19 protein-coding genes and 5 tRNA genes are annotated in these 21,231 nt (G+C 72.0%); 15 read left to right on the top strand and 9 right to left on the bottom strand.

What is annotated here, in order from left to right:
- Positions 1-87: 87 nt before the first annotated feature.
- Entirely contained in the window at positions 88-2,061 is a 1,974-nt protein-coding gene (thrS, locus tag A6A08_RS18240) for a threonine--tRNA ligase (RefSeq protein ID WP_073703814.1), read from the bottom strand.
- A gap of 561 nt (positions 2,062-2,622) precedes the next feature.
- Between thrS and A6A08_RS18235 the strand changes: the two genes are divergently transcribed.
- A complete protein-coding gene (locus tag A6A08_RS18235) occupies positions 2,623-2,928 on the top strand; it encodes a PGPGW domain-containing protein (protein WP_073703813.1) in 306 nt (101 codons plus the stop codon).
- A gap of 151 nt (positions 2,929-3,079) precedes the next feature.
- Here A6A08_RS18235 and A6A08_RS18230 read toward each other — a convergent pair.
- Positions 3,080-3,153: transfer RNA gene (locus A6A08_RS18230), tRNA-Val, on the bottom strand.
- A gap of 476 nt (positions 3,154-3,629) precedes the next feature.
- Here A6A08_RS18230 and A6A08_RS18225 point away from each other — a divergent pair.
- Entirely contained in the window at positions 3,630-4,052 is a 423-nt protein-coding gene (locus tag A6A08_RS18225; protein WP_073703812.1) for an SsgA family sporulation/cell division regulator, read from the top strand.
- Between the two features lie 85 nt (positions 4,053-4,137).
- On the opposite strand, the gene A6A08_RS18220 is transcribed toward A6A08_RS18225, so the two are convergent.
- Positions 4,138-4,980 (bottom strand): aminotransferase class IV, encoded by an 843-nt coding sequence (locus A6A08_RS18220; protein WP_073703811.1) that lies wholly within the window; start codon positions 4,978-4,980, stop codon positions 4,138-4,140.
- A gap of 383 nt (positions 4,981-5,363) precedes the next feature.
- Between A6A08_RS18220 and A6A08_RS18215 the strand changes: the two genes are divergently transcribed.
- From A6A08_RS18215 to A6A08_RS18195, 5 genes are all read left to right on the top strand, one after another.
- The gene (locus A6A08_RS18215) at positions 5,364-5,795 is read left to right on the top strand and encodes a roadblock/LC7 domain-containing protein (protein WP_073703810.1); all 432 of its coding nucleotides are present in this window, start codon (positions 5,364-5,366) and stop codon (positions 5,793-5,795) included.
- A gap of 160 nt (positions 5,796-5,955) precedes the next feature.
- A tRNA-Gly gene (locus A6A08_RS18210) sits at positions 5,956-6,028 on the top strand.
- Between the two features lie 70 nt (positions 6,029-6,098).
- A tRNA-Gly gene (locus A6A08_RS18205) sits at positions 6,099-6,171 on the top strand.
- A 47-nt stretch (positions 6,172-6,218) separates the two neighbouring features.
- A tRNA-Cys gene (locus tag A6A08_RS18200) sits at positions 6,219-6,290 on the top strand.
- 32 nt (positions 6,291-6,322) lie between these two features.
- Positions 6,323-6,399 (top strand) — tRNA-Val (locus tag A6A08_RS18195).
- Between the two features lie 335 nt (positions 6,400-6,734).
- On the opposite strand, the gene A6A08_RS18190 is transcribed toward A6A08_RS18195, so the two are convergent.
- The gene (locus A6A08_RS18190; protein ID WP_073703809.1) at positions 6,735-7,895 is read right to left on the bottom strand and encodes an NAD(P)/FAD-dependent oxidoreductase; all 1,161 of its coding nucleotides are present in this window, start codon (positions 7,893-7,895) and stop codon (positions 6,735-6,737) included.
- Between the two features lie 149 nt (positions 7,896-8,044).
- Here A6A08_RS18190 and A6A08_RS28285 point away from each other — a divergent pair, with 149 nt between their 5' ends.
- A complete protein-coding gene (locus tag A6A08_RS28285; RefSeq protein ID WP_199866971.1) occupies positions 8,045-8,215 on the top strand; it encodes a hypothetical protein in 171 nt (56 codons plus the stop codon).
- Positions 8,216-8,398: 183 nt separating this feature from the next.
- Positions 8,399-8,947 (top strand): TetR/AcrR family transcriptional regulator, encoded by a 549-nt coding sequence (locus tag A6A08_RS18185; RefSeq protein WP_199866970.1) that lies wholly within the window; start codon positions 8,399-8,401, stop codon positions 8,945-8,947.
- A gap of 28 nt (positions 8,948-8,975) precedes the next feature.
- Here A6A08_RS18185 and A6A08_RS18180 read toward each other — a convergent pair whose 3' ends face one another.
- Positions 8,976-9,977, bottom strand: a complete 1,002-nt coding sequence (locus A6A08_RS18180; RefSeq protein ID WP_073703807.1) for a LacI family DNA-binding transcriptional regulator — start codon at positions 9,975-9,977, stop codon at positions 8,976-8,978.
- A 153-nt stretch (positions 9,978-10,130) separates the two neighbouring features.
- Between A6A08_RS18180 and A6A08_RS18175 the strand changes: the two genes are divergently transcribed.
- From A6A08_RS18175 to A6A08_RS18155, 5 genes are read left to right on the top strand one after another with little or no spacing between them, the layout of a single operon-like run.
- Complete coding sequence (locus A6A08_RS18175) at positions 10,131-10,682, top strand: TRAP transporter small permease (protein ID WP_073703806.1); 552 nt, start codon at positions 10,131-10,133, stop codon at positions 10,680-10,682.
- On the top strand, positions 10,679-11,953 hold the full coding sequence (locus tag A6A08_RS18170) for a TRAP transporter large permease (RefSeq protein ID WP_073703805.1): 1,275 nt from the start codon (positions 10,679-10,681) through the stop codon (positions 11,951-11,953). The genes A6A08_RS18175 and A6A08_RS18170 overlap by 4 nt, the downstream gene beginning before the upstream one ends.
- Positions 11,954-11,998: 45 nt before the next feature.
- Entirely contained in the window at positions 11,999-12,994 is a 996-nt protein-coding gene (locus A6A08_RS18165; RefSeq protein WP_073703804.1) for a DctP family TRAP transporter solute-binding subunit, read from the top strand.
- Positions 12,995-13,031: 37 nt separating this feature from the next.
- On the top strand, positions 13,032-14,915 hold the full coding sequence (locus tag A6A08_RS18160; protein ID WP_073703803.1) for a bifunctional sugar phosphate isomerase/epimerase/4-hydroxyphenylpyruvate dioxygenase family protein: 1,884 nt from the start codon (positions 13,032-13,034) through the stop codon (positions 14,913-14,915).
- Positions 14,912-15,805, top strand: coding sequence for a shikimate dehydrogenase (locus A6A08_RS18155; RefSeq protein ID WP_242422712.1), 894 nt, complete (start codon positions 14,912-14,914; stop codon positions 15,803-15,805). The genes A6A08_RS18160 and A6A08_RS18155 overlap by 4 nt, the downstream gene beginning before the upstream one ends.
- 60 nt (positions 15,806-15,865) lie before the next feature.
- Here the strand turns inward: A6A08_RS18155 and A6A08_RS18150 are convergent, their stop codons facing one another.
- Positions 15,866-16,630 carry an SDR family NAD(P)-dependent oxidoreductase gene (locus A6A08_RS18150; RefSeq protein WP_073703802.1) on the bottom strand — a complete coding sequence of 255 codons (765 nt, stop codon included), beginning with the start codon at positions 16,628-16,630 and terminating at the stop codon, positions 15,866-15,868.
- A gap of 247 nt (positions 16,631-16,877) precedes the next feature.
- On the opposite strand from A6A08_RS18150, the gene A6A08_RS18145 reads away from it, so the two are divergent.
- The gene (locus tag A6A08_RS18145; protein ID WP_073703801.1) at positions 16,878-17,501 is read left to right on the top strand and encodes a TetR/AcrR family transcriptional regulator; all 624 of its coding nucleotides are present in this window, start codon (positions 16,878-16,880) and stop codon (positions 17,499-17,501) included.
- A 66-nt stretch (positions 17,502-17,567) separates the two neighbouring features.
- Here A6A08_RS18145 and A6A08_RS18140 read toward each other — a convergent pair whose 3' ends face one another.
- The 3 genes from A6A08_RS18140 to A6A08_RS18130 form a co-directional block, all read right to left on the bottom strand.
- The gene (locus A6A08_RS18140; RefSeq protein ID WP_199866969.1) at positions 17,568-18,629 is read right to left on the bottom strand and encodes an acyl-CoA desaturase; all 1,062 of its coding nucleotides are present in this window, start codon (positions 18,627-18,629) and stop codon (positions 17,568-17,570) included.
- Between the two features lie 357 nt (positions 18,630-18,986).
- Positions 18,987-20,192, bottom strand: a complete 1,206-nt coding sequence (locus A6A08_RS18135; RefSeq protein WP_073703799.1) for a cytochrome P450 — start codon at positions 20,190-20,192, stop codon at positions 18,987-18,989.
- Positions 20,193-20,214: 22 nt separating this feature from the next.
- Positions 20,215-21,207, bottom strand: a complete 993-nt coding sequence (locus A6A08_RS18130) for a PDR/VanB family oxidoreductase (protein WP_199866967.1) — start codon at positions 21,205-21,207, stop codon at positions 20,215-20,217.
- Positions 21,208-21,231 lie beyond the last annotated feature (24 nt).

Genomic DNA, 21,231 nt, shown 5'->3' with positions numbered 1-21,231 from the left:
GCGCCCCCGAACGACGAAGCGCCCATCCGTTCCCCTCGGATGGGCGCTCCCCGTGTGTGCGGTGCGGGGCGCCGACGCGCCCCGCCCCTAGCGGCGCTCGCGTACGGCGGCCACGATCTCGGCCACCGCCTCGTCCACCGGCACACCGTTGTTCTGTGAGCCGTCCCGGTAGCGGAAGGACACCGCGTTCTTGCTGATGTCCTCGTCGCCGGCCAGCAGCATGAAGGGCACCTTCTGCTTCTGGGCGTTGCGGATCTTCTTCTGCATGCGGTCGTCACTGGCGTCCACCTCGACGCGGATGCCCTCGGCGCGCAGCCTGGCGGCGACCTCCTGCAGGTAGGGCACGTGCTCGTCGGCGATGGGGATGCCGACCGCCTGCACCGGGGCCAGCCAGGCCGGGAAAGCGCCCGCGTAGTGCTCCAGCAGGACGGCGAAGAACCGCTCGATGGAGCCGAACAGGGCGCGGTGGATCATCACCGGGCGCTGGCGCGAGCCGTCGGCCGCGGTGTACTGCAGGTCGAACAGCTCGGGCAGGTTGAAGTCCAGCTGGATGGTGGACATCTGCCAGGTCCGGCCGATGGCGTCCTTGGCCTGCACCGAGATCTTGGGGCCGTAGAATGCGGCCCCGCCCGGGTCCATGACCAGGTCCAGGCCCTGCTTCTGCGCGGCCTCGCGCAGGGTCTCGGTGGCCTCCGCCCAGACCTCGTCCCCGCCGACGTACTTCTCCGGGTCCTTGGTGGACAGCTCCAGGTAGAAGTCGTCCAGGCCGTAGTCGCGCAGCAGGTCGAGCACGAAGGTCAGCAGCGAGTCGAGCTCGCCGGCCATCTGCTCCTTGGTGCAGTAGATGTGCGCGTCGTCCTGGGTGAAGCCGCGCGCGCGGGTCAGGCCGTGCACCACGCCCGACTTCTCGTACCGGTACACGGTGCCGAACTCGAACAGGCGCAGCGGCAGCTCACGGTAGGAGCGCCCGCGCGCGTCGAAGATCAGGTTGTGCATCGGGCAGTTCATCGGCTTGAGGTAGTAGTCCTGGCCGCCGTCGAGCTGCATGGGGGGGTACATCCCGTCCGCGTACCAGCTCAGGTGCTGGGACTTCTCGAACAGGGTGCTCTTGGTGGCGTGCGGGGTGTAGACGAACTCGTACCCGCTCTCCTCGTGCCTCTTGCGGGAGTAGTCCTCCATCACCCGGCGGACGGTGCCGCCCCTGGGGTGGAAGACCGCCAGGCCCGAGCCGATCTCGTCCGGGATGGAGAACAGGTCGAGCTCGGCACCGAGCTTGCGGTGGTCGCGCTTCTCGGCCTCCTCCAGGAAGGCCAGGTGGTCCTTGAGGGCCTCCTTGCTCTCCCACGCGGTGCCGTAGATCCGCTGCAGCTGCGGGTTGGTCTCCTTGCCCCGCCAGTAGGCGGCGGCGGTGCGCATGAGCTTGAAGGCCGGGATGACGCGGGTGGTGGGCAGGTGCGGCCCGCGGCACAGGTCCTTCCAGCACAGCTCGCCGGTGCGCGGGTGGATGTTGTCGTAGACGGTCAGCTCGCCGGCGCCGACCTCCACCCCCGCGCCCTCGGCGGCCTCGGTGGCGCCTCCCTTGAGACCGATCAGCTCCAGCTTGTAGGGCTCGGTGGCCAGCTCGGCGCGGGCGTCCTCGTCGGAGACGACGCGGCGGTCGAAGCGCTGCCCCTGCTTGACGATCTGCTGCATCTTCTTCTCGATGCTCTTCAGGTCGGAGGGGGTGAAGGGCTCGGCGACGTCGAAGTCGTAGTAGAAGCCGTTCTCGACGGGCGGACCGATGCCCAGCTTGGCCTCGGGGAAGAGCTCCTGGACGGCCTGGGCGAGGACGTGCGCGGTGGAGTGGCGCAGGATCGCCCGACCCTCCTCGGAGTCGATGGTGATCGGCTCGACGGTGTCGCCGTCGTGCAACTCCCGGGCGAGGTCGCGCGGCTCGCCGTTGACCAGCGCCGCGATGACGGTCCTGCCGTCGGCCTCCAGTGCCTGCCCCGCCGTGGTGGTGGCCGCCACCGCACGCGGGGTTCCGGCGAGGGTGATGTGCAGCTCAGGCGCGGCGGACACGGTGACTCCTAGGAAGACGTGGATTGCTGTCGAACGCGCGGCGACCGCCCCGGGCGGGCGGTCGGGCGTCTTCCCCGATGCTATCGGCTCCGGAAGGGGTCCGCCCCGGTCGTCCACAGGTCGTCCGGGGCCCTCGGCGTCCGCGGGGCCCGCCCTCCCGCGGCCACGGGGCGGGGGAACGCGGCCCGTGGTTTCGGCTGTGTATCCGGCCCAGGATTCGGTTGCCCCGGGCCGCGGTCACATGAGGAGTGACAGGTGGGGCACAAGTTGGGACATGAGTGTGTTCTGTCAAGAGTCACCCTTCTCAGGGCTGTCCACAGCCTTACGAAAGACCATTGATCCCGGCATCGGGATCGGTGACAATCAGGCAGACATCCGACCACCGCCGACGACCGCCCCCAGTCGACCCGAATGCATCTACTCGCTTCGACCGAATACTGTGAGCGCATGTCACCGAGCCCACCGAACGGCCCACCGGCCCCGGAGACATCCCCCCGCCGCCCTGCCCGCGTGCGCAGGTGGCGGCGGCTACGAGCGAGGCTGCGCCTGTTCCGCAGGCGCATGCACACCCACCCGGCCCTGCACCTGCCCTGGCGCATCCTGGTGGGGACCGTCGGCACCGTCGTGATCCTGGCCGGGCTCCTCATGATGGTCGCTCCCGGCCCCGGCGTTGCCGCCGTCCTCCTCGGCCTGGTCGTCATCAGCACCGAGTTCCGCTGGGCCCGGAGGCTGGTGCGGCCCGCCCAGGTGTGGTTCCACCGCGCGGAGCGGTACGGGATCCGGCTCAGGAACGAGATCTTCCGACGCGTCCGGGAGCGCTGGGCGGCGCGGCGGCGCCCGCTGCCCGGCACACCGCCCGCCGAGTAGGCGCGGCCGGGCGACGGCCTTCCGGTGGGGCGGGCGCACGGTCCGTCCCACGGCGGGCACGCGCGCGTCCGCGCGCGGAAGGGAAGAGGCCGGGAACGAGGAGAGGGACCGGGCTTTCGTGTGACACGAAAACCCGGCCCCTCTTCGCGTGTGGGCGATACTGGACTCGAACCAGTGACCTCGTCGGTGTGAACGACGCGCTCTAGCCAACTGAGCTAATCGCCCTGAGCTGCTGCCCTGTCCGCCCTGTCGTTCGGACAAGAAAAACTCTAGCGCATGTTCGGGAGTGGTCTGCGCACACCGGCCCACCCGACGGATCCATCATGGTGTGACAGAGCTCACATTACCCTTTCGAGGGGTTCGTGGGAGTGTCTGGTGTCGGCCCCGATCCCTGCGGTGATAGGGAGTTCGAACCTCTGCGGCCCCTCCGGGAAGCACCCCCGCATTACCTCCGCGTGACGTGGGACACCCGGCATTGGGAAATCTTTGGTTTCTCCTGGTCATTACAGTGACCAAGGATCGTGGAGCCGTGCAGCGGCGCGCTGGGCCCGCTGGGCGGGCAGCGAGACCTCCGGTCCCCATCCCACCAAGAAAGCCTCCGTACTCACGTCATGTTCCGCGGGAAGCCGCGTTGGAGCCAGTGAGACGGCAACCGACCCGCGCCGCAACAGCAAGGGCGGACGAGAAAAGGTTTGGCGAACATGAACAGTAGCGACACCACTGCCACCGCCGAGCTGGGCCTGCGGCTCGTGGTTCCCGAACGCACAGCGGTCCCGCTGGTCGCGCGGCTCGACTACAGCGCCGACGACCCGTACGCGATCCGGGTCGCCTTCCACACCGGCGAGGACAATCCCGTCGAGTGGATCTTCGCCCGTGAGCTCCTCACGGTCGGCATCGTGCGTCCGGTCGGCGAGGGCGACGTCCGGGTGTGGCCCTCCAAGGACGACAACGGCGACCGCGGTGTGAGCATCGCGCTCTCCTCCCCCTTCGGGCAGGCCGAGTTCGACACCCAGGTCGCTCCGCTGGCCGAGTTCCTGCACAGGACCTACGAGATCGTCCCGGCTGGCCAGGAGGGCCAGTTCGTGGACCTCGACGAGGAGATCCAGCAGCACCTCCACTCCTGATCCCGTGCTCCCTCCCGGGACCCACTGAGACAGCACGCCAGAGGGGCGGCGCACACGCGCCGCCCCTCTTGTGCGTCCGGGCGCGTCAGGGGTCGATGTCGGCCGCGGAGCGCTCGGCGAACACCGCCATGGCCTTGGCCGTGACCGGGCCGGCCTCCTCGGACACCCTCCGGCCATCGATGTGCAGGATCGGCTGCACGTCGCGCCCGGTGGAGGTCAGGAAGGCCTCGGTGACCTCGGGGAGGCGCTCCATGGGGACGTCCTCCTCCTCACCGCCGAACCACTCCAGGACGAGTTCGCGGGTGATGCCCGCCAGCGGCCCGGCCGACAGCGGCGGGGTGACCAGCCTGCCGTCCAGCACCACGAAGACGTTGCTGCCCGTTCCCTCGCACAGGTTGCCGCTCACGTTGCGGAACACCGCCTCAGTGGCGCCGTGCCGCTTGGCGTGGGCCAGGGCCCGCACGTTCTCGGCGTAGGAGGTGGTCTTGAGCCCGGCCAGGGCGCCGAACTCGTTGCGCGGCCAGGGGGCCAGCGCCACGTCGGTGTGCGGGGCGGCCCCGGGGAAGGGCCCCAGGGCCACGATGGCCGTCTGCTCGCCCGGGGAGCGGTCCGAGCCCAGCGGTCCGGCGCCGTCGGTGACGGTGATGCGCACCCTCGCGTCGGGCAGGTCGGGGTTGGCCGCCACGGCCCGCGCGACCCCGTCGGCGATCAGGTCCAGGTCGGGCTCGGCCATGCCCAGCCCCTCGGCGGAGCGGGCCAGCCGCCTCAGGTGGCGGGTGAGGGCGAACGGGCGGCCGCCCTGGGCCCGCACCGTCTCGAAGACCCCGTCCCCCACCGTGATCCCGTGGTCGACCACGGGGATGCGCGCCTCGCTCTCGTCGACGACGGCGCCGCGGCCGTACCCGGCACCCGCAATCCACACCCTCATTTCCAACCCCCAAGTTCTCAAGCGCCCAGGTCGGGCCGGTGTCACCACCGATCCTCCCACCTCGCCCCCGTTCCGGGCCCCGCGCTCCCCTACCCGCCCTCCCCGCGGGTTGGCAAGTCCCGTGACCAGCACCGGCCGCGGGCCCGCCGACCGCGCCGGGCCGCCCCGCCATCGCGACTGGTCACACGCTTCGGCCTCGTGTGTTCCGCGCCCGGGACGCGCCGTGGCGGCCGGACAGATAAGTTACGAATGACTATCATCTGGGCAACGCTTATGCGGGACCGGTAGCAGCCGACCAAGCTCCTCCCCCACGGACGGTCGGCGGCGTCCCGCAGTCCGCGTGTCCCAGTCACGCACCACCAACGGACAGAGCAAAGAGAGACATGACCCCACCGAGTACCGCCCGCGGAGAGCTCAGCTGGCTGCTGGACGATCTCCTCACGCGTGCCTCCGGTACGCAGCACGCCATCGTCCTGTCCACCGACGGCCTCCTCATGGCCACATCCAGCGGACTGGACCGTCCCGCCGCCGAGCACCTGTCCGCGATCGCCTCGGGGCTGCACAGCCTCGCGGGCGGGGCCAGCAGGCAGTTCTCGGCGGGCGGCATCCGCCAGAGCATCATCGAGATGGACCGCGCCTTCCTCTTCGTCGCCGCGGCCGGAGAGGGCGCCTGCATGGCGCTGATGTCGGACGCCGACAGCGACGTGGGACTGATCGCCTACGAGATGAACAAGGTGATCGAGAGGGTCGGCCAGTACCTCTCGGCGCCGCCCCGGCCCGACATGCCCTCCTCCGCCGCCCAGGCGGAGAGATAGCTCCCGCCGCCTCGGCGGGTCGTCCGCAGGGCCTGCCACGGCGGGGCTCGGGCGCGCTCCGTGGAACCGATTTCGCGCTCGGCCGGGGAATCCGCTAGAGTTCTTAACGCAGCGAGCGGCGCTGACGGGGCCAGCCCCCGACGAACGCCGCACTCGCCGCGCGGACGTGGCTCAGCTGGTAGAGCATCACCTTGCCAAGGTGAGGGTCGCGGGTTCGAATCCCGTCGTCCGCTCGAACGGTTCAACCCCGCCGCCCACGGGCGGTAGGGTGGTTCCGGCTCCGGGGTCCGCCCCGGCGCACACGCGGACGTGGCTCAGCTGGTAGAGCATCACCTTGCCAAGGTGAGGGTCGCGGGTTCGAATCCCGTCGTCCGCTCGGAGAGGCCCGCATGGGTGTCACTCGACGGCTCCCCATGTCGTTCCGGCGGAGTGGCCGAGTGGTTGAGGCAAGGGACTGCAAATCCCTGCACACGGGTTCGATTCCCGTCTCCGCCTCGTATCAGGCTTGACCTCATCTCCCCCGATGAGGGCGGTTAGCTCAGTTGGTTAGAGCGCTACCTTGACACGGTAGAGGTCACAGGTTCGAATCCTGTATCGCCCACCACCTTCCCAGGCCAGAGCTTCGGCTCTGGCCTGAGGTGTTTCCGGGCCCCTGGATACGTCCGGGAGCCCGTCCTTCGCGCGGCCCCTCCGGGAGCCCACCGCGTGTGGACCCCGGAGCTCCCCTGCTTCCCCCGCCGCCGCCCGGAGGCCGCTGGCGGTCAGGAAGAGAGGGGGGCGCATGCGTGCGGCGGCCCCGTCCCGGCCCTCACCCGTTCACGGCCGCGACGTCTCCCGGATCGCCGTGGACGACCGCCCCTGTCCCGGCCGACGGAGAACCCGAACGCGCCAGCCGCGCGGAGGAGGGCATCGCCAACGGGACTCCTCCACGGCCCGGCCTCAGGGAAGCCGTACCCCCGCCCGCCCTGCCGCCAGCACGGTGCTGACCGACCGGATGTAGAGGGCGAACTGGCCGGTCAGGAGCCGGTCCGCCGCGCTCCTGGACATGGGCGGCATCGGGAACTGCTGGACGGCCTCCAGGCCCGAGGCGGCCGAGGCCAGGGCGGCGCGCCGGTACCGGGCGCGTTCGTAGCGGCGCAGTGCCGCGGCCGGGTCGGCCTGCGCCCTCGGCCCGGACAGGGCCAGGGTCAGCGCCCAGGCGTCCTCCAGGGCCTGGTTGGCGCCCTGCCCCGTGGAGGGCGGGAAGGGGTGGGCGGCGTCGCCCAGGAGCGTCACCGCGCCCCGCCCCCACCCGCGGCGCACACCGCCGCGCACGTGCGGGAAGGGGGAGAGGTCCTCGTCCCGGGCGTGTTCGAGGATAGTCCGGACCCCGGGGTCGGCCCAGTCGCCGAAACGTGCGCGCAGCTCCGCCACCGGGGAGTCCGGCACCGGCACACCCGGCCCCCACGGCAGGTCGAACCACCACTGCACGAGTCCGTCGCCCGCGGGCAGGGCCGAGCACATCCTGCCCGGCGCCTGTGTGATGAACCCGGTTCCGCCGTCGGCCAGGGCGTCCGGCAGCGGGGTGAGCGCCAGCCAGCTCGCCCACCCGGTCTCGCGGACGTCGGAGGCGCCCCACAGCTCCCGGCGGACCACCGAGCGCACTCCGTCGGCGCCGACCACCGCGTCGGCCCGCACGCTCTCCCCGTCCGCGAAGGCCACGACCGGCCCCGAGGGCGTCTCCGTCACGGAGGTACACGCCCGGCCGAAGCGCACGGCCTCCTCCGGCAGGCCGGCGGCCAGCGCCTCCAGCAGGTCGCGGCGGGGGACCTGGCGGACGTCGTGACCCAGCCTGGCGGCGATCGCCGCCAGGTCCATGGTGGAGCGCTCCCGCCCGTCGGGGGTGCGTACGACCATCGCGTCCAGCCTGCGGCCGAGGCTCGGCACGTCCACGCCCAGCGCTTCGAGGGCGGCCGTCCCGTTGGGGTAGAGCGACAGGCCGGCACCTCCGCGCCGCAGCTCCGCCGCGCGTTCGTGGACGCTCACCTCGTGTCCGCGGGCGCTCAGCCCCCTGGCCAGGGCGAGACCGCCCACACCGGCTCCGACGACGACGATCCGCATGGCAGGCTCCCGTGCTCGCTCCGTTGGTACCACGCTAGGCGCACCCGTGGCGGAGCCCCCTCCGGGGTGGTGCGTCCGCGGGCGGTTACCGCCGCGGCCAGCGGGTAGGCGAGCATCACCCGACACGCTCCCCACCCCCCGGAGGCCCCGTGTTCGCCACCATCGCCGCCGTCCTGTTCGGACTCGCCCTGCTGCTGGAGCTTCTCGGCGAGAGCGTCCAGGACCTGGTCACCCCGAGGTCCCTCGCCCTCGCCGGACTGCTCTTCCTCGCCCTGCACATGGCGGGCTACGGCACGGGCTGGGGCCGCCGACGGCGCTGAGCCCGAGGGCCCCGGCTCCGGCCTCCACGGACACCGGCACGACGCGCGCCGGTGTGACCGGTGTTGCGTCGGCCCCGCCGGGAGACCGATAGTTTCACCGCAGACCGCAGACTGGTGAAAGGGGTGAGGGTGGCCGAGGAGAGCCCGCGGGAACGGAAACGTCAGGCGACACGGACCAGGCTCGTGGACGCCGCGCGCGGACTGTTCGCCGCGCGGGGGTACACGGCCACCGGCGCGGACATGATCGCGCGGGAGGCCGGGGTGTCCCGCGCGACCTTCTACCTGCACTTTCGCTCCAAGGCCGACCTGGTCACGGAGATCATGCGCGCGGTGGAGCCGGAGATCACCGAGGCCTACCGGCACCTGGACGCGGTCCTGGCGGACGACGGCGGGGATCCGACGGCCGCCGTCCTGCGCTGGTTCGACTCCCATCTGCTGTTCTGGGACGAGCACGGGGCGGAGTTCGAGGCCGTACAGCAGGCCCTGGCGCACGAGTCGGCGACGGCACGGGAGTGGTTCGGGATGCTGCGCCGCACGGCCGGGGCCATGACGTCGGTCATCCGCAGGATCGGCGACCCGGCGCGGGCCGAGGCGCGCGTCCTGGTGCAGCTGATGGCGGTCGAGCGCACCCTGTCCTTCCACCGGCTCGTCGGCGGCCGGGACGAGCCCCTGTGGTCGGACCTGCGGCACGAGCTGGCACGGGGCTGGGTGGAGCTGCTGGACGGACGGTGACCCGTCCGCCCGGCGGCGCGGACGTGCCTCAGGCGGGGGCCGGGCCCGTGGAGTCGCGGATGACCAGGTGCGAGGGGAGCATCACCCGCCGGTCCGGTGTCCGGGCCGTGGAACGGGACCTGTTCTCCAGCAGCAGCTCCACCGCCGAGCGGCCCGCCTCGTCCTGGGGGCCGGCCAGGGTCGTGAGCGCGGGCACGCAGAAGTCGGCCCCGAAGATGTCGTCGTAGCCCACCACGCTGATCTGCTCGGGCACGCTCACGCCCCGTTCCGCCAGGCGGCGCAGCACGCCGATGGCCAGCAGGTCGTTGTGCGCCACCACGGCCGTGGCCCCCGTGACCAGGACGGCGTCGGCCGCCGCGCCACCGCCGACCACGCGCGGGGGGAAGGGTCCCAGGCGCGTGGCCCTGATCCCGAGGTTCCTCGCGCCGTCGCGCAGTCCCCGCCACCGCTCGCCGGCCGGCCAGGACTGATGCGGCCCCGACAGGTAGACCAGCGACCGGTGCCCCAGCGAGGCCAGGTGCTCCACGATCTGGCGGCTGCCCACGCGGCTGTCGACCACGGCGCTGGGCAGGCCCCTCACCTCCCGGTTGACCAAGGCCAGATTGTGCTCCTCGGCCATCTCCCAGAGCCCCTCGTCGGACATGCGGCTGGAGGCCAGGATGAAGCCGTCCACCGAGCGCGCCAGGTGCTCGATCTGGTTGCGCTCGTTGTCGGCCGACTCCTCGGTGTAGCTCAGGATGAAGGTGATCCCGGCCGCGGAGGCGCGGCGCTCGGCGCCCCGGATCGTCCCGAAGAAGTGCGGGTTGGTGATATCGGGCACCAGCATCGCCACGGTCGCGGTCCGGCCCGACTGCAGAGCCGTCGCCAGGGGACTGGGGCGGTAGCCGAGGCGTTCGGCGACCCGCAGGACGTGCTCGCGCGTGGCGGCGTTGACGCGGCGCGGATTGCGCAGGGCACGCGAGACGGTGGAGGCCGCGACGCCCGCCTCCTCGGCCACGTCGTAGATGGTGGTGCGCTTCGGGGAGTTCATGGTGCACTTCTACGCGTTGTGACAACTTTTGGCAATCGCTTGCCACGACACGAACGTGAAACCTAGGGTTCACACCACGTCTCGGGTGGCGTGGCTCACGCGCCCCTGACCTGCACCGATCCCGTCCTTGTTCGTTGAGTGGAGCCCGCCCGGATGGCAGAGAGACCCCCACCCCCCGGCAACAGAACCCCACGGCCGCGCCCGGCTCCGGTGCGGTGGCTGGAGACGGCCGAACTGGTCACCGGAGTCATGCTGCTCACGCTGATCCTCGTCCTCATGCTCACCCAGGCCACCCAGCGCCACCTGCCCGTGAGCGGCTGGGTCTGGACCGGTGAGCTGGCCCGGCTCGGACTGGTCTGGCTCACGTTCTCTCTGGTCAGCTACCTTCTGGGCCGTGACGAGCACATCACCCTCAAGGTGGTGGACTTCGTACTCGCCGGCCGTGCGCTGCGCGCGGTGTGGATCCTGGCCAACCTCGTGGTCGCCGCCGTGGGCGTGATGCTCACCCTGGAGGCCGCCGAACTCGTCTTCGGCGGATCACCCCAGTCGACACCGGCCCTGCGGATCCCCCTCTCCTGGACCTACGTGATCCCGCTGGTCGGCGTGGTCCTCATGTCGCTGCGGGCCCTGGCCAACGCCGTCCTGGTACCGGGACCGCCGCAGCGCGAGAACCGCACCACCGACTCCGGGGAGGCCACCCGATGAGCGCGCTGCTGGTCATCCTCGGCATCCTGGTCCTACTGGTCCTGCGGGTGCCCATCGCCTTCGCGATCCTGGGCCCGTGCCTGACCTACATGGCGATCGGCGGCCAGTCCACCGGGCTGAGCCTGCGCACGGCGGCCCAGGAGGTCAACAGCTTCCCCCTCCTCGCGGTCCCGCTGTTCATCCTGCTCGGGGTCGTCGCCAACCACACGGGGATCGCCGACCGGCTCTTCGCCTTCGCCCAGGTACTGCTGGGGCGCGTACGCGGCAGCCTCGGCTACGTCAACATCGGCGTGAGCGTCGGCTTCTCCTGGATCAGCGGGTCGGCCCTGGCCGACGTGGCGGGCATGGGCAAGATGGTCGTCCCGGCGATGACCAAGGCCGGCTACCCCCGCCGCTTCACCCTGGGCCTGACCGCCTCCACCAGCCTGATCAGCCCCATCATGCCGCCCAGCATCCCCGCGATCGTGTACGCGTCGGTGGCCGCGGTCTCCACGGCGGCGCTGTTCGCCGCGGCGGTGGTGCCCGCGCTCCTGCTGGCCGGAGGGCTGACCCTGACGGTGTTCCTGTGGGCGCGGGGCAAACCCGAACTCGCCGGCCGACGAGCGGAGCGGGGCGAACTGCTCACTGCGACCCTGAGGGCCCTGGGCCCGCTGGGCGCTCCCGTGCTGCTGCTCGGCGGGATCCTCAGCGGCATGTTCACCCCCACCGAGGCCGCGGCGGTCGGCGTCGCCTACGTGCTGGTCCTGGGCCTGTGCTACCGCGGGCTGAACCCGCGCGTCTTGTGGCGGATCGGGGTGGAGACCGTCACCACGGCCGCCTCCATCACCGTCATCCTCGCCGCCTCGGGCCTCCTCGGCTGGGTCCTGGCACGGGAACAGGTACCCCAGAAGGTCGCGTCCTTCCTGCTGGGCCTGACCGACGACCCGACGGTTCTCCTGCTGCTGGTGAGCGTCGTACTGATCCTCATCGGAACGGTGCTGGAACCCATCGCCGCACTGGTCATCACCGTCCCGGTCCTGCTGCCGGTGGCCGTCCAACTGGGAATCGACCCGGTCCACTTCGGCGTGGTCACCATCATCTGCCTGATGATCGGCCTGCTCACGCCCCCGATCGGCGGCGTGCTGTTCGTCCTGGGATCGGCGACCCGCACCCCCATGCACGAGGTCTTCCGCGGCACCGCGCCCTTCCTCATCCCACTGGTGGCGGTCCTCGTGCTCCTGACCCTGCTACCCGACCTGGTCCTGTTCCTGCCCGGACTCCTGGACCTGTGACCACCCACGACCCGCATCCCCACCGACCCCAAGGAGGAATCCCCCATGCGCACCATCACCCGCTGGGCCGCCCTGCTCCCCGCGGCGGCGCTCGCCCTCACCGCCTGCGGCGGCGACGGCTCCGCCGACGAGGGCCCCACCCTCACCTTCGCCAACAGCTACCCCGAGGACCACCCGCACACCCGCTGCGGCATCGACCTGGTCGCCGAACGCGTGGCCGAGGCCGACGCGGGCTTCTCCGTCGACACCTTCCCCAACAGCCAGCTCGGCAACAACACCGAGACCTTCGCCTCGGTGATGTCGGGCGACATCGACATGGACGTGCAGGGCTCCGCCGCTCTCGGGGCCTCCTACGAGCCGATCGGCGTCATGGACGCCGCCTACGCCTTTCGGGACGCCGACCACCTGTTCTCCTACTTCGACTCCGAGCGGTCCCAGGAGCTCAAGGACGGCTTCGAGGAGTCCACCGGCGCCAGGATCCTGGACGTGTGGTACTTCGGCGACCGCCACTTCACCGCCAACAAGCCCGTCCGCGAGCCCGGGGACCTGCAGGGCCTGCGCATGCGCTTCCCGGACTCGCCTATCTATCTGGCCAACGCCGAGGCGATGGGCGCCGAGCCGACCACGGTCGCCTTCGAGGAGGTCTACCTCGCCCTCCAGCAGGGGACCGTGGACGGCCAGGAGAACCCCATCCCCACCATCGCCGGCGACAACTTCGACGAGGTCCAGTCGCACATCAGCCTCACGGGCCACCAGATCGGCTCGCAGATGATCGTGGTCTCCGGCCAGACCTGGGACACGTTGTCGGCCGGGCAGCAGGAGGTCCTCCAGGAGGCGGTCAGCTCGGTGCGTGAGGACAACCGCGCCTGCATCGAGGAAGCCGAGGAGGAGATCCTGCAGGAGTGGCGCACCGACGGCGCCGTCGAGATCGTCGACGACGTGGACCTCGAGGCGTTCCGTACCCAGGTCCAGGACTACTTCGCGCAGAACCTGGAGGGCGAGCAGCGCGAGCTGTACGAGTCCTTCCAGGAGACCGAGTAGCACGGGCAACGAGGAAGAAGAAGGAAGAGCACGACGTATGCGCCGCTCCATAGCCACCGTCTCACTCAGCGGGACCCTGGAGGAGAAGCTCGGGGCCGCGGCCCGGGCCGGATTCGACGGGGTCGAGATCTTCGAGAACGACCTCATCGGATCGGCCCTACCGCCCCGCGAGGTCCGGTCCCTGGCCGAGTCTCTGGGCCTGACCATCGACCTCTACCAGCCCTTCCGCGACTTCGAGGGGGTGGACGAGGCCCACTTGGAGCGCAACCTCCGCCGGGCCGAGGCCAAGTTCGCCGTCATGGTGGAGCTGGGCGTGGACGTCATGCTCGTGTGCTCCAACGCCTCGCCGGACTCCGTGGGCGACGACGTCCGCTCGGCCGCGCAGCTGCACCGCCTGGCCGAGGCGGCGGAGCCGTTCGGGGTCCGCATCGCCTACGAGGCGCTGGCGTGGGGGCGGTGGGTCGACGACTACCGGCACGCCTGGCGCATCGCCCGCATGGCCGACCACCCGGGGCTCGGGGTGTGCCTGGACAGCTTCCACATCCTGTCCCGGGGCCACGACCCGGCCGGCATCCAGCACATCCCCGGTGACAGGATCTTCTTCCTCCAACTCGCGGACGCCCCGCTCATGCCCATGGACGTCCTGCACTGGAGCCGCCACCACCGCTGCTTCCCCGGCCAGGGCGCCTTCGACCTGACGGAGTTCACCGGTCACGTGCTCGCCGCGGGATACGGGGGGCCGCTGTCCCTGGAGGTGTTCAACGACGTGTTCCGGGCCTCCGACCCCGAACGCACGGCCGCCGACGCCTTCCGCTCCCTGGCCGTGCTGGAGGACGAGGTCGGCCGCGCCCGCGACCTGGAGGGGACGGAGGCCCCGCCCTTCCGGGACTCGGTCGAGCTCACCCGCCTCCCCTCGCCCACCCGGGCCGGGGGCTACGCGTTCGTCGAGATCGCGGCGCCCGAGCACTCGGCCCGGCGGGTGCGCGGGGCTCTGGCGGCCCTGGGCTTCTCCCACACCCGCGACCACCGTTCCAAACCGGTACAGCTGTGGCGCAACGGGGACGCGCGCGTCCTGCTCAACGCCACCGACCCGCAGCTCGGGCACACCTGGAGCGATGAGGCCGCGGTGACCGCGCTCGGCGTCGAGGTGGCCGACGCGGGGAAGGCGATGCGGCGGGCGGAGCGGCTGCTCGCGCCGAGGCTGCCCCGGCGCCGCGATCCAGCCGAGTCGGTCCTGCACGCGGTCGCCGCGCCCGACGGCACCTCCGTCTTCTTCTGCCCGAGTGATCCGGCCGAGGGGGAGGACTGGCTGGCCGACTTCTCCTCCCCCGCGCACGGGAGCGGCGGTGCCGATGAGGTCTCCCTCAGCAGTATCGACCACGTGGGGCTGTTCCAGCCCTTCGACCACTTCGACGAGGCGTCGCTGTTCTACCGCTCCGTGCTGGGCCTGGACCCCGACGACGGCACCGAGCTGGCAGCCCCGGACGGTCTGGTGCGCAGCCGCGCGCTGAGCAGGGGCGGGGCCTCGCCGCGCATCGCCCTGAACGCCTCCCTGCTGGGGCGGGGGCCGCACGAGGACTCCCGGGGAGGCCCCCAGCACGTCGCCTTCGGCTGTGAGGACGTGTTCGCGGCCGCGCGGTCGATGCGGCGGGGCGGGACCGAACCCCTGCGCATCCCCGACAACTACTACGCCGACCTGGCGTGCCGCACGGACCTGGAACCGGTGACCATCGAGCACATGCGCGAGTACGGCATCCTCTACGACCGGGCGGGGGACGGCGAGTTCCTGCACTTCTACACGCCGATGCTGGACGGGCGGCTCTTCCTGGAGGTCGTACAGCGCAAGGGCGGATACTGCGGTTACGGGGCCGCCAACAGCCCCTTCCGTATGGCCGCGCAGCGAGCGGAGGCGAACAGGTGAACACGGTGACGGCCGAGGCGGCAAAGGCCCGCACCTCCTCCGACTCCTACCTCGTGGGGCTCATCGGGACGGGCGTCGGCCCCTCCCTGACCCCGCCCATGCACGAGCGCGAGGCCGCCGAGCTCGGGCACCGCCTGATCTACCGGACCATCGACCTCGCGGAGCTGGACCTGGCCCCGGAGTCGGTCGTGGACCTGGTGGGGGCGGCCCGCCACCTGGGCTTCAACGGCCTCAACATCACCCATCCGTGCAAGCAGCTGGTCCTGCCCGTGCTCGACCACCTCACCCCCGAGGCGGCCACCCTGGGCGCGGTGAACACGGTGGTGTTCCGCTCCGGGACCGCGGTCGGGCACAACACCGACTGGTCGGCGTTCGCCCGCTGCCTGGAGAGAGGGCTGCCCGACGCGCCCCTGGACCGCGTCGTGGTGCTGGGCGCGGGAGGCGCGGGCGCGGCCGTGGTCTACGCCCTGCTCGCCTCCGGCGCGCGGGAGGTGACCGTCGTCGACACACAGCGGGAGCGGGCACGGGACCTGGCCGGGCGGATGGACGGGCACTTTCCGCGGGCGCGCTGCCTGGCGGGCGACCCCGCCGGGGTCGGGGTGCTCCTGGCCGCGGCCGACGGCATGGTCAACGCGACGCCGACGGGCATGGCGCACCACCCGGGCATCCCCGTCCCGGCCGAACTGCTGCGCGCGTCGATGTGGGTGTCCGACATCGTCTACCGCCCCCTGCGCACCGAACTGCTGCTGCGGGCCCGGGAACGGGGGTGTCCGACCCTGGAGGGAGGGGAGATGGCGGTGTTCCAGGCCAGCCAGGCCTTCGGTCTCATCACGGGCCTGGAGCCCGACTCCGGCCGCATGCTCGCGCACTTCCACACCCTGCTCACGTGACCGTGGCGCCGGGGAGGCCGTGACGGGTGCAGGACTCGGCGGGGGCGTGGGCGGCCCCGGTCAGACGGCCGCCCAGCCGTTGTCGACCGGAAGGATCACGCCGTTGATGTTGCTGGCCGCGTCGGAGGCCAGGAAGACGATGGCCGCGGCCGGCTCCTCCGGCTGGGCCACGCGGCCCATGTTGGCGGCGTACCTGCCCATCACGGCCGGGCCGTGGGCCTCGGGATCGAGGTCGACGCTGATGCCGGTGGCGGTGCCGCCCGGGGCGACCGCGTTGACGCGCACGCCCTGGTCCCGGTACATGATCGCGGTGGACTTCACCAACCCGGCCACGCCGTGCTTGGAGGCGGTGTAGGCCGCGCCCGACGCACCGCCGCGCAGGGAGGCCTCGGAGACGGTGAAGACGATCGACCCGGCGCCCCGGCCCACCATGTGCGGCAGGACGGCGCGGGTGAGCAGGAAGGGCGCGGTCAGGTTGACGCGGATCAGCCGTTCCCAGACCTCGTCGGTCACGTCGGCGGTGGCGGACATGTCATCCATGATCCCGGCGTTGTTGACCAGGACGTCGATGCCGCCCAGGCGGTCGGTGGCGGTGGCGACGACCTCGTCGACGACGTCCTGGCGGCTGAGGTCGCCGACGACGGTCTCCGCCGTACCGCCGGCCGCGCGGACCTCCTCGGCCACGCCCCGCGCGGCGTCGGCGTCGAGGTCGGCGACCAGGACCCTGGCCCCGCCCTCGGCCATCTGCAGGGCGGTCGACCGCCCGATTCCGGAGCCGCCTCCGGTGACGACGGCGTTCTTGCCCTTCAGGCCCGGGTCTGCCATGGGAATCCTCTCGTTGGCGCCGCCGGCGCCACGTGGCCTCGAGACGGGCCGCCATGGCTCCACGGTCTCCCTCTTCTCTCTGCCACGTTACGACTTTTTGTCGCTCAGTGACAAATATTGCCGTGGGGGACGCGGGCGCGGATAGGGTTGGACCGCTCCGGAGCCGGGACGATGCGGAGGAATGGCTGTGGCGAGGGACCGGTCCCACGACTCCGTCCGCGCGCGTTCGGGGAGGGGGCGCCCGCCCATGACCGAGCGGCGCCGGGAGACCGTCCGCAGGGAGATCGCGCGCGCCGCCGTGGGGCTGTTCACCGCGAACGGGGTCCAGGGCACCACCGGCGACGACATCGCGCGGGCGGTCGGGATCTCCACCAGGACGCTGTGGCGGTACTTCCCCACCAAGGAGAGCTGCGTCCGGCCCCTGCTCACGGAGGGCCTGGACCTCGTGGCCGCCCACCTGCGCGCCTGCCCGGCCCGCACGCCCCTGTTGGAGTACCTGGAGCAGGAGCGCTTCTTCGGCCGCGGGGCCCCGCCCATGGAGGCCCCGGTGATGGACCTCGTCCGGATGACCCGCACCGAGCCGGGGCTCATGGCGGTCTGGCTGGAGGTCCACCACGCGGCCGAGGCGGTCTTCGCCGACATCATCGCCGCCCGCTCCGGGGCCCGCGCCGACGACCTGTCCGTCCGCGTGCAGGCGGCCGTGCTCAACGCCGCGCTGCGCCTGGCCGCCGAGGAACAGGCCCGTCGCCCCCCGGGCTCGCCCGACGCCCCCTCCGACGGCGTGGGTTCCCTCGTCCGCACCGCCCTGGCCGCGGCCGCGTGCGGCCTGCCCGCCTTCGGACACGGCCCGCAGGCGCGCCCGAACGCCTGAGCCCCGCCGCGGCTTCCGCGGGGACGGGACGGGGCGGGGCTCGGTGTCCGGGGGCGCTGCCCGGGCTCAGTACTCCAGTTCGGGGCGCAGCGGGCCGCCCACCCTGTGCAGGTGCCGCAGCACCTCGGCGTAGGAATTCAGCAGGCCCGTCTCGTGGTAGGTGAGCCCGTACCGCTCGCACGCGTCCCGGACCAGGGGCTGCACCCGGCGCAGGTTGGGCCGGGGCATCGAGGGGAACAGGTGGTGCTCGATCTGGTAGTTCAGCCCGCCCAGGAGCAGGTCGGTCAGCGGGCCACCGCGTATGTTGCGGGAGGTGAGGACCTGGCGGCGCAGGAAGCCCGTCTTGGTGCCCTCCTCGAGGACGGGCATGCCCTTGTGGTTCGGGGCGAAGGAGCAGCCCATGTAGAGGCCGAACAGGCCCTGGTGCACCAGGACGAAGCACAGTGCCTGGAGCGGGGTGAGCGTGACCAGGACGATCGTGAGGTAGCCGACGAGGTGGAGCGCCATGAGCACGCCCTCCACGACCCTCACCCGTACCGGCAGTGTGTTCCCCATGAGCTTGCGCACCGAGGCGACGTGCAGGTGGAAGGCCTCCAGGAGCAGCATCGGGAAGAACAGCCACGCCTGGCTGCGGGCCAGCCACCGGGCCGGGCCGCGGCGGCGCCGGAGGGCCTGCTCCCGGCTGAAGGCCAGGGCGGCTCCGGCGATGTCGGGGTCCCTCCCCTCGTGGTTGGGGTGGGCGTGGTGGCGGTCGTGCTTGTCGACCCACCAGCCGAACCCCAGGCCCACGAGCAGGTTGCCGTGGACCCACCCGATCAGGGTGTTGATCCGCCGGTCCTCGGAGATCTGCTGGTGTCCGGCGTCGTGCCCGATGAAGGCCGTCTGGGTGAAGAGCACCGCGAGCGCCGCGGCCGTCAGCATCTGCCACCAGGAGGGCCCGACCAGGACGAAGACCGTCCAGGCCGCGAAGAGCAGGGACAGCGTGATGATGATGCGCATCGTGTAGTGGCCGGGACGTTTCCTGAGCAGTCCGGCCTCGCTCACCGTCCGGGAGAGGACGGCGTAGTCGCTCCCCCGCCGCCGTGGCGTCCCGGCAGCGGAATGCACCTTGTCACTTCGGGTCGTCAACCAGGGCCTCCCCCGTCGTCGTGTGAACTGGCGAAAGGTACTGCGTCCCGGTGGGCTCCGGGATCCGGGGGACCGAAGGAGGGATGTAGAAGGCGGCTGATGGGCGATGCGGAGAAGAAGCCATGGATGGAGTTGTTTCGCAATCTCCGGAGCGGGCGGGTAATGCACGTACTGCCCCGAACAATGAGAGGTCATGCCCGCTCATCCTCAGAGTACCCCGTGCCCTTCCCCCTTCTCCAGAAACTCCGGTGGAGATGTCGTCGGCGGCGGCCGTGACCGGCCGCCGCCGACCGGGTCCCCGCCTCCACGGCGAGGCCTGTCACGACGGCGTCCGCGCGGTGCGCCCCGGCCCCTGGTTCAGGCCGGGGTGATGCGGACGGGCATCGAGGACCAGGCCCGCAGGGTGTTGTTGAGGTGGCGGCGGGGCTCCCCCGCGAGCTCGATGTGCTCGACGCGTTCGGCCAGGGCGGTGAGCAGCGACTCCGCCTCCAGGCGGGCGACGTGCTGCCCCACGCACTGGTGGATGCCCATGCCGAAGCCCACGTGGGCGGAGGGGTCGCGCGAGAGGTCGAAGGCGTCGGGGTCCTCCCAGCGGCGCGGGTCGCGGTTGGCCGCGCCCAGGAACATCAGGATCTTCCCGCCGTCGGGGATGGTGGCGCCCCCGATCCCGACGTCGCCCGTCGCCGTGCGGAAGAAGGTCTGCACGGGCGACTCCCACCGCACCGCCTCGTCGAAGGCGACCCGCGCCAGGCGGGGGTCCCGGCGCAGGCGCCGCCACTGCCCGGGGTGGGTGGCGAAGGCGTACAGGACCGCGCCCAGGGCGTGGACGGTCGTGTCCACTCCGGCGGTGAGCAGGGAGCGGACGATGAGCGGTGCCTGCTCCTCGGTGATGTCGCCGCGGTCGGCCGCCTCCCAGATCGCGGCGCCGAACCCGCCGGGGGCCAGCCGTTCGCGGGCGCACTGGCCGTCGACCCACGCCGAGAGCCGCCCGATGTGCGCAGCGCCCCTGGCCACGAGCTCGTTCGGCGGCCCGAAGGCGTTGAAGGCGTGGTCCCCGTAGGGCAGGAGGTTGTCCCTGCCCTCCTTCTCCAGGCCCACCGCGTCGGGGAACACCCGCAGGGGGAAGGCCTGGGAGAGCTCGGCGACGGCGTCGAACTCCGTGCGGCCCACCACCCGGTCCACGAGTTCCCGGGCGTCCTCGACCCACGCCTCCCGCAGCCTCCGCAGCGCCCTCGGCCCGAGGATCCGGGAGAGGACGGTCCGGGGCGCGTCGTGCAGGGGAGGGTCGGCCTCCAGCAGCAGGCTCGGCGGGCGCCACGGCTTCTCGTGCCGGAAGTTGGCCAGGCCCACCCCGGCGGCGGACTGGAAGGTCTGCCAGTCGGTCAGCGCGGTGTGGACGTGCTCGTACCTGGCCAGCGCGTGGACGCCGTAACGCTCCAGGTACACGACGGGGCCGGCGTCGCGCAGCCGCGCCTGCGTCGGCAGGGGGTCCTCCAGGACCTCCGGGGAGAAGGGGTCGGCGTCCGTGGACGCCGTGGCGGGGGGAGTGTCGGTCACGGACATCGGTGCTCCTTGGACGGCGGGGTCACAGGTCGAGGACGAGGCGCTGCGAGCGCGCGCGGGAGACGCAGACGAACATGCAGTCCCCCGCGGCGCGGTCGGCCTCGTCGAGGATCGAGTCGCGGTGGTCGGGCACGCCGTCGAGTACCGCGGTCTCACAGGTGCCGCACAGTCCCTGCCGACAGGACGACAGGACGTGGACGCCGGCCTCGCCGAGCACCTGGAGCAGGTTCTGCTCCGTGCCGACGGCGAGCGTGGTCCCCGAGCGGCGCAGCTCCACCTCGAACGGGCGCCCGCCCTCCCCGGCCGTCTCCGCCGCGACGAAGCGCTCGGTGCGCACCCGGCCGTCGGGCCAGTCGGCGCACACGCGCCGTACCGCGTCGAGCAGGCCCGCGGGGCCGCAGCTGTACACCTTGGCGCCGGGAGAGGGTTCGGGCAGCCAGCGCTCCAGGTCGGGGCGGCCGTGCTCGTCCTCGGGGACGGCCAGCACCCGGTCGCCGTGGGCCTTCGACAGTTCGTCGAGGAAGGCCATCGACGCGCGCGTGCGGCCGCCGTAGAGCAGGCGCCAGGGGACGCCGAGCATGTCGACCTGGACGATCATGGGCAGCAGCGGGGTGATGCCGATGCCGCCCGCGACGAAGTGGTACTCCTGCGCCGGGGCCAGCGGGAAGTTGTTGCGGGGCCCTCCCAGGCCGACCGGGTCCCCCTCGCGCAGGTGGTCGTGGATGTAGGACGAGCCGCCGCGGCCGTCCGCCTCGCGCAGGACGGCCACGCGGTAGGTCCGGGCGTCCCACCGGTCCCCGCACAGGGAGTACTGGCGGGTGAGTCCGCTGGGCAGGACCAGGTCGACGTGCGCGCCCGGGGTCCAGTCGGGCAGCCTGCCCCCGTCCGGGCGGGCGAGCGTCAGGGCCACGACCCCGTCCGCCACCTCGGTCCTGCCGACCACCCTGAGCGACATCGCCGTGGCCGTGCCGGCGGCGGTGTTCGCGGGGGGCGCTGCGGCCGTTCTCATCGCCATGGAAACTCCTCGTGACGCCGGGGT

Origin of the sequence: Nocardiopsis sp. TSRI0078, assembly GCF_001905145.1 — a bacterium.
Lineage (GTDB): Bacteria > Actinomycetota > Actinomycetes > Streptosporangiales > Streptosporangiaceae > Nocardiopsis.
Note: the sequence above shows the minus strand (reverse complement) of the source record. Positions and strands in the feature narration are given on the sequence as shown.

Excerpts from the sequence above, each read along its gene's own strand:
- A6A08_RS18220 (WP_073703811.1), bottom strand. The coding sequence starts at position 4,980 with ATGAGGGTGTGGATTGCGGGTGCCGGGTACGGCCGCGGCGCCGTCGTC.
- A6A08_RS18175 (WP_073703806.1), top strand. The coding sequence starts at position 10,131 with ATGGCAGAGAGACCCCCACCCCCCGGCAACAGAACCCCACGGCCGCGC.
- A6A08_RS18145 (WP_073703801.1), top strand. The coding sequence starts at position 16,878 with ATGACCGAGCGGCGCCGGGAGACCGTCCGCAGGGAGATCGCGCGCGCC.
- A6A08_RS18160 (WP_073703803.1), top strand. The coding sequence starts at position 13,032 with ATGCGCCGCTCCATAGCCACCGTCTCACTCAGCGGGACCCTGGAGGAG.
- A6A08_RS18225 (WP_073703812.1), top strand. The coding sequence starts at position 3,630 with ATGAACAGTAGCGACACCACTGCCACCGCCGAGCTGGGCCTGCGGCTC.
- A6A08_RS18165 (WP_073703804.1), top strand. The coding sequence starts at position 11,999 with ATGCGCACCATCACCCGCTGGGCCGCCCTGCTCCCCGCGGCGGCGCTC.
- A6A08_RS18215 (WP_073703810.1), top strand. The coding sequence starts at position 5,364 with ATGACCCCACCGAGTACCGCCCGCGGAGAGCTCAGCTGGCTGCTGGAC.
- A6A08_RS18130 (WP_199866967.1), bottom strand. The coding sequence starts at position 21,207 with ATGGCGATGAGAACGGCCGCAGCGCCCCCCGCGAACACCGCCGCCGGC.
- A6A08_RS18135 (WP_073703799.1), bottom strand. The coding sequence starts at position 20,192 with ATGTCCGTGACCGACACTCCCCCCGCCACGGCGTCCACGGACGCCGAC.
- A6A08_RS18180 (WP_073703807.1), bottom strand. The coding sequence starts at position 9,977 with ATGAACTCCCCGAAGCGCACCACCATCTACGACGTGGCCGAGGAGGCG.
- A6A08_RS18150 (WP_073703802.1), bottom strand. The coding sequence starts at position 16,630 with ATGGCAGACCCGGGCCTGAAGGGCAAGAACGCCGTCGTCACCGGAGGC.
- A6A08_RS18190 (WP_073703809.1), bottom strand. The coding sequence starts at position 7,895 with ATGCGGATCGTCGTCGTCGGAGCCGGTGTGGGCGGTCTCGCCCTGGCC.
- A6A08_RS18170 (WP_073703805.1), top strand. The coding sequence starts at position 10,679 with ATGAGCGCGCTGCTGGTCATCCTCGGCATCCTGGTCCTACTGGTCCTG.
- A6A08_RS18235 (WP_073703813.1), top strand. The coding sequence starts at position 2,623 with ATGCACACCCACCCGGCCCTGCACCTGCCCTGGCGCATCCTGGTGGGG.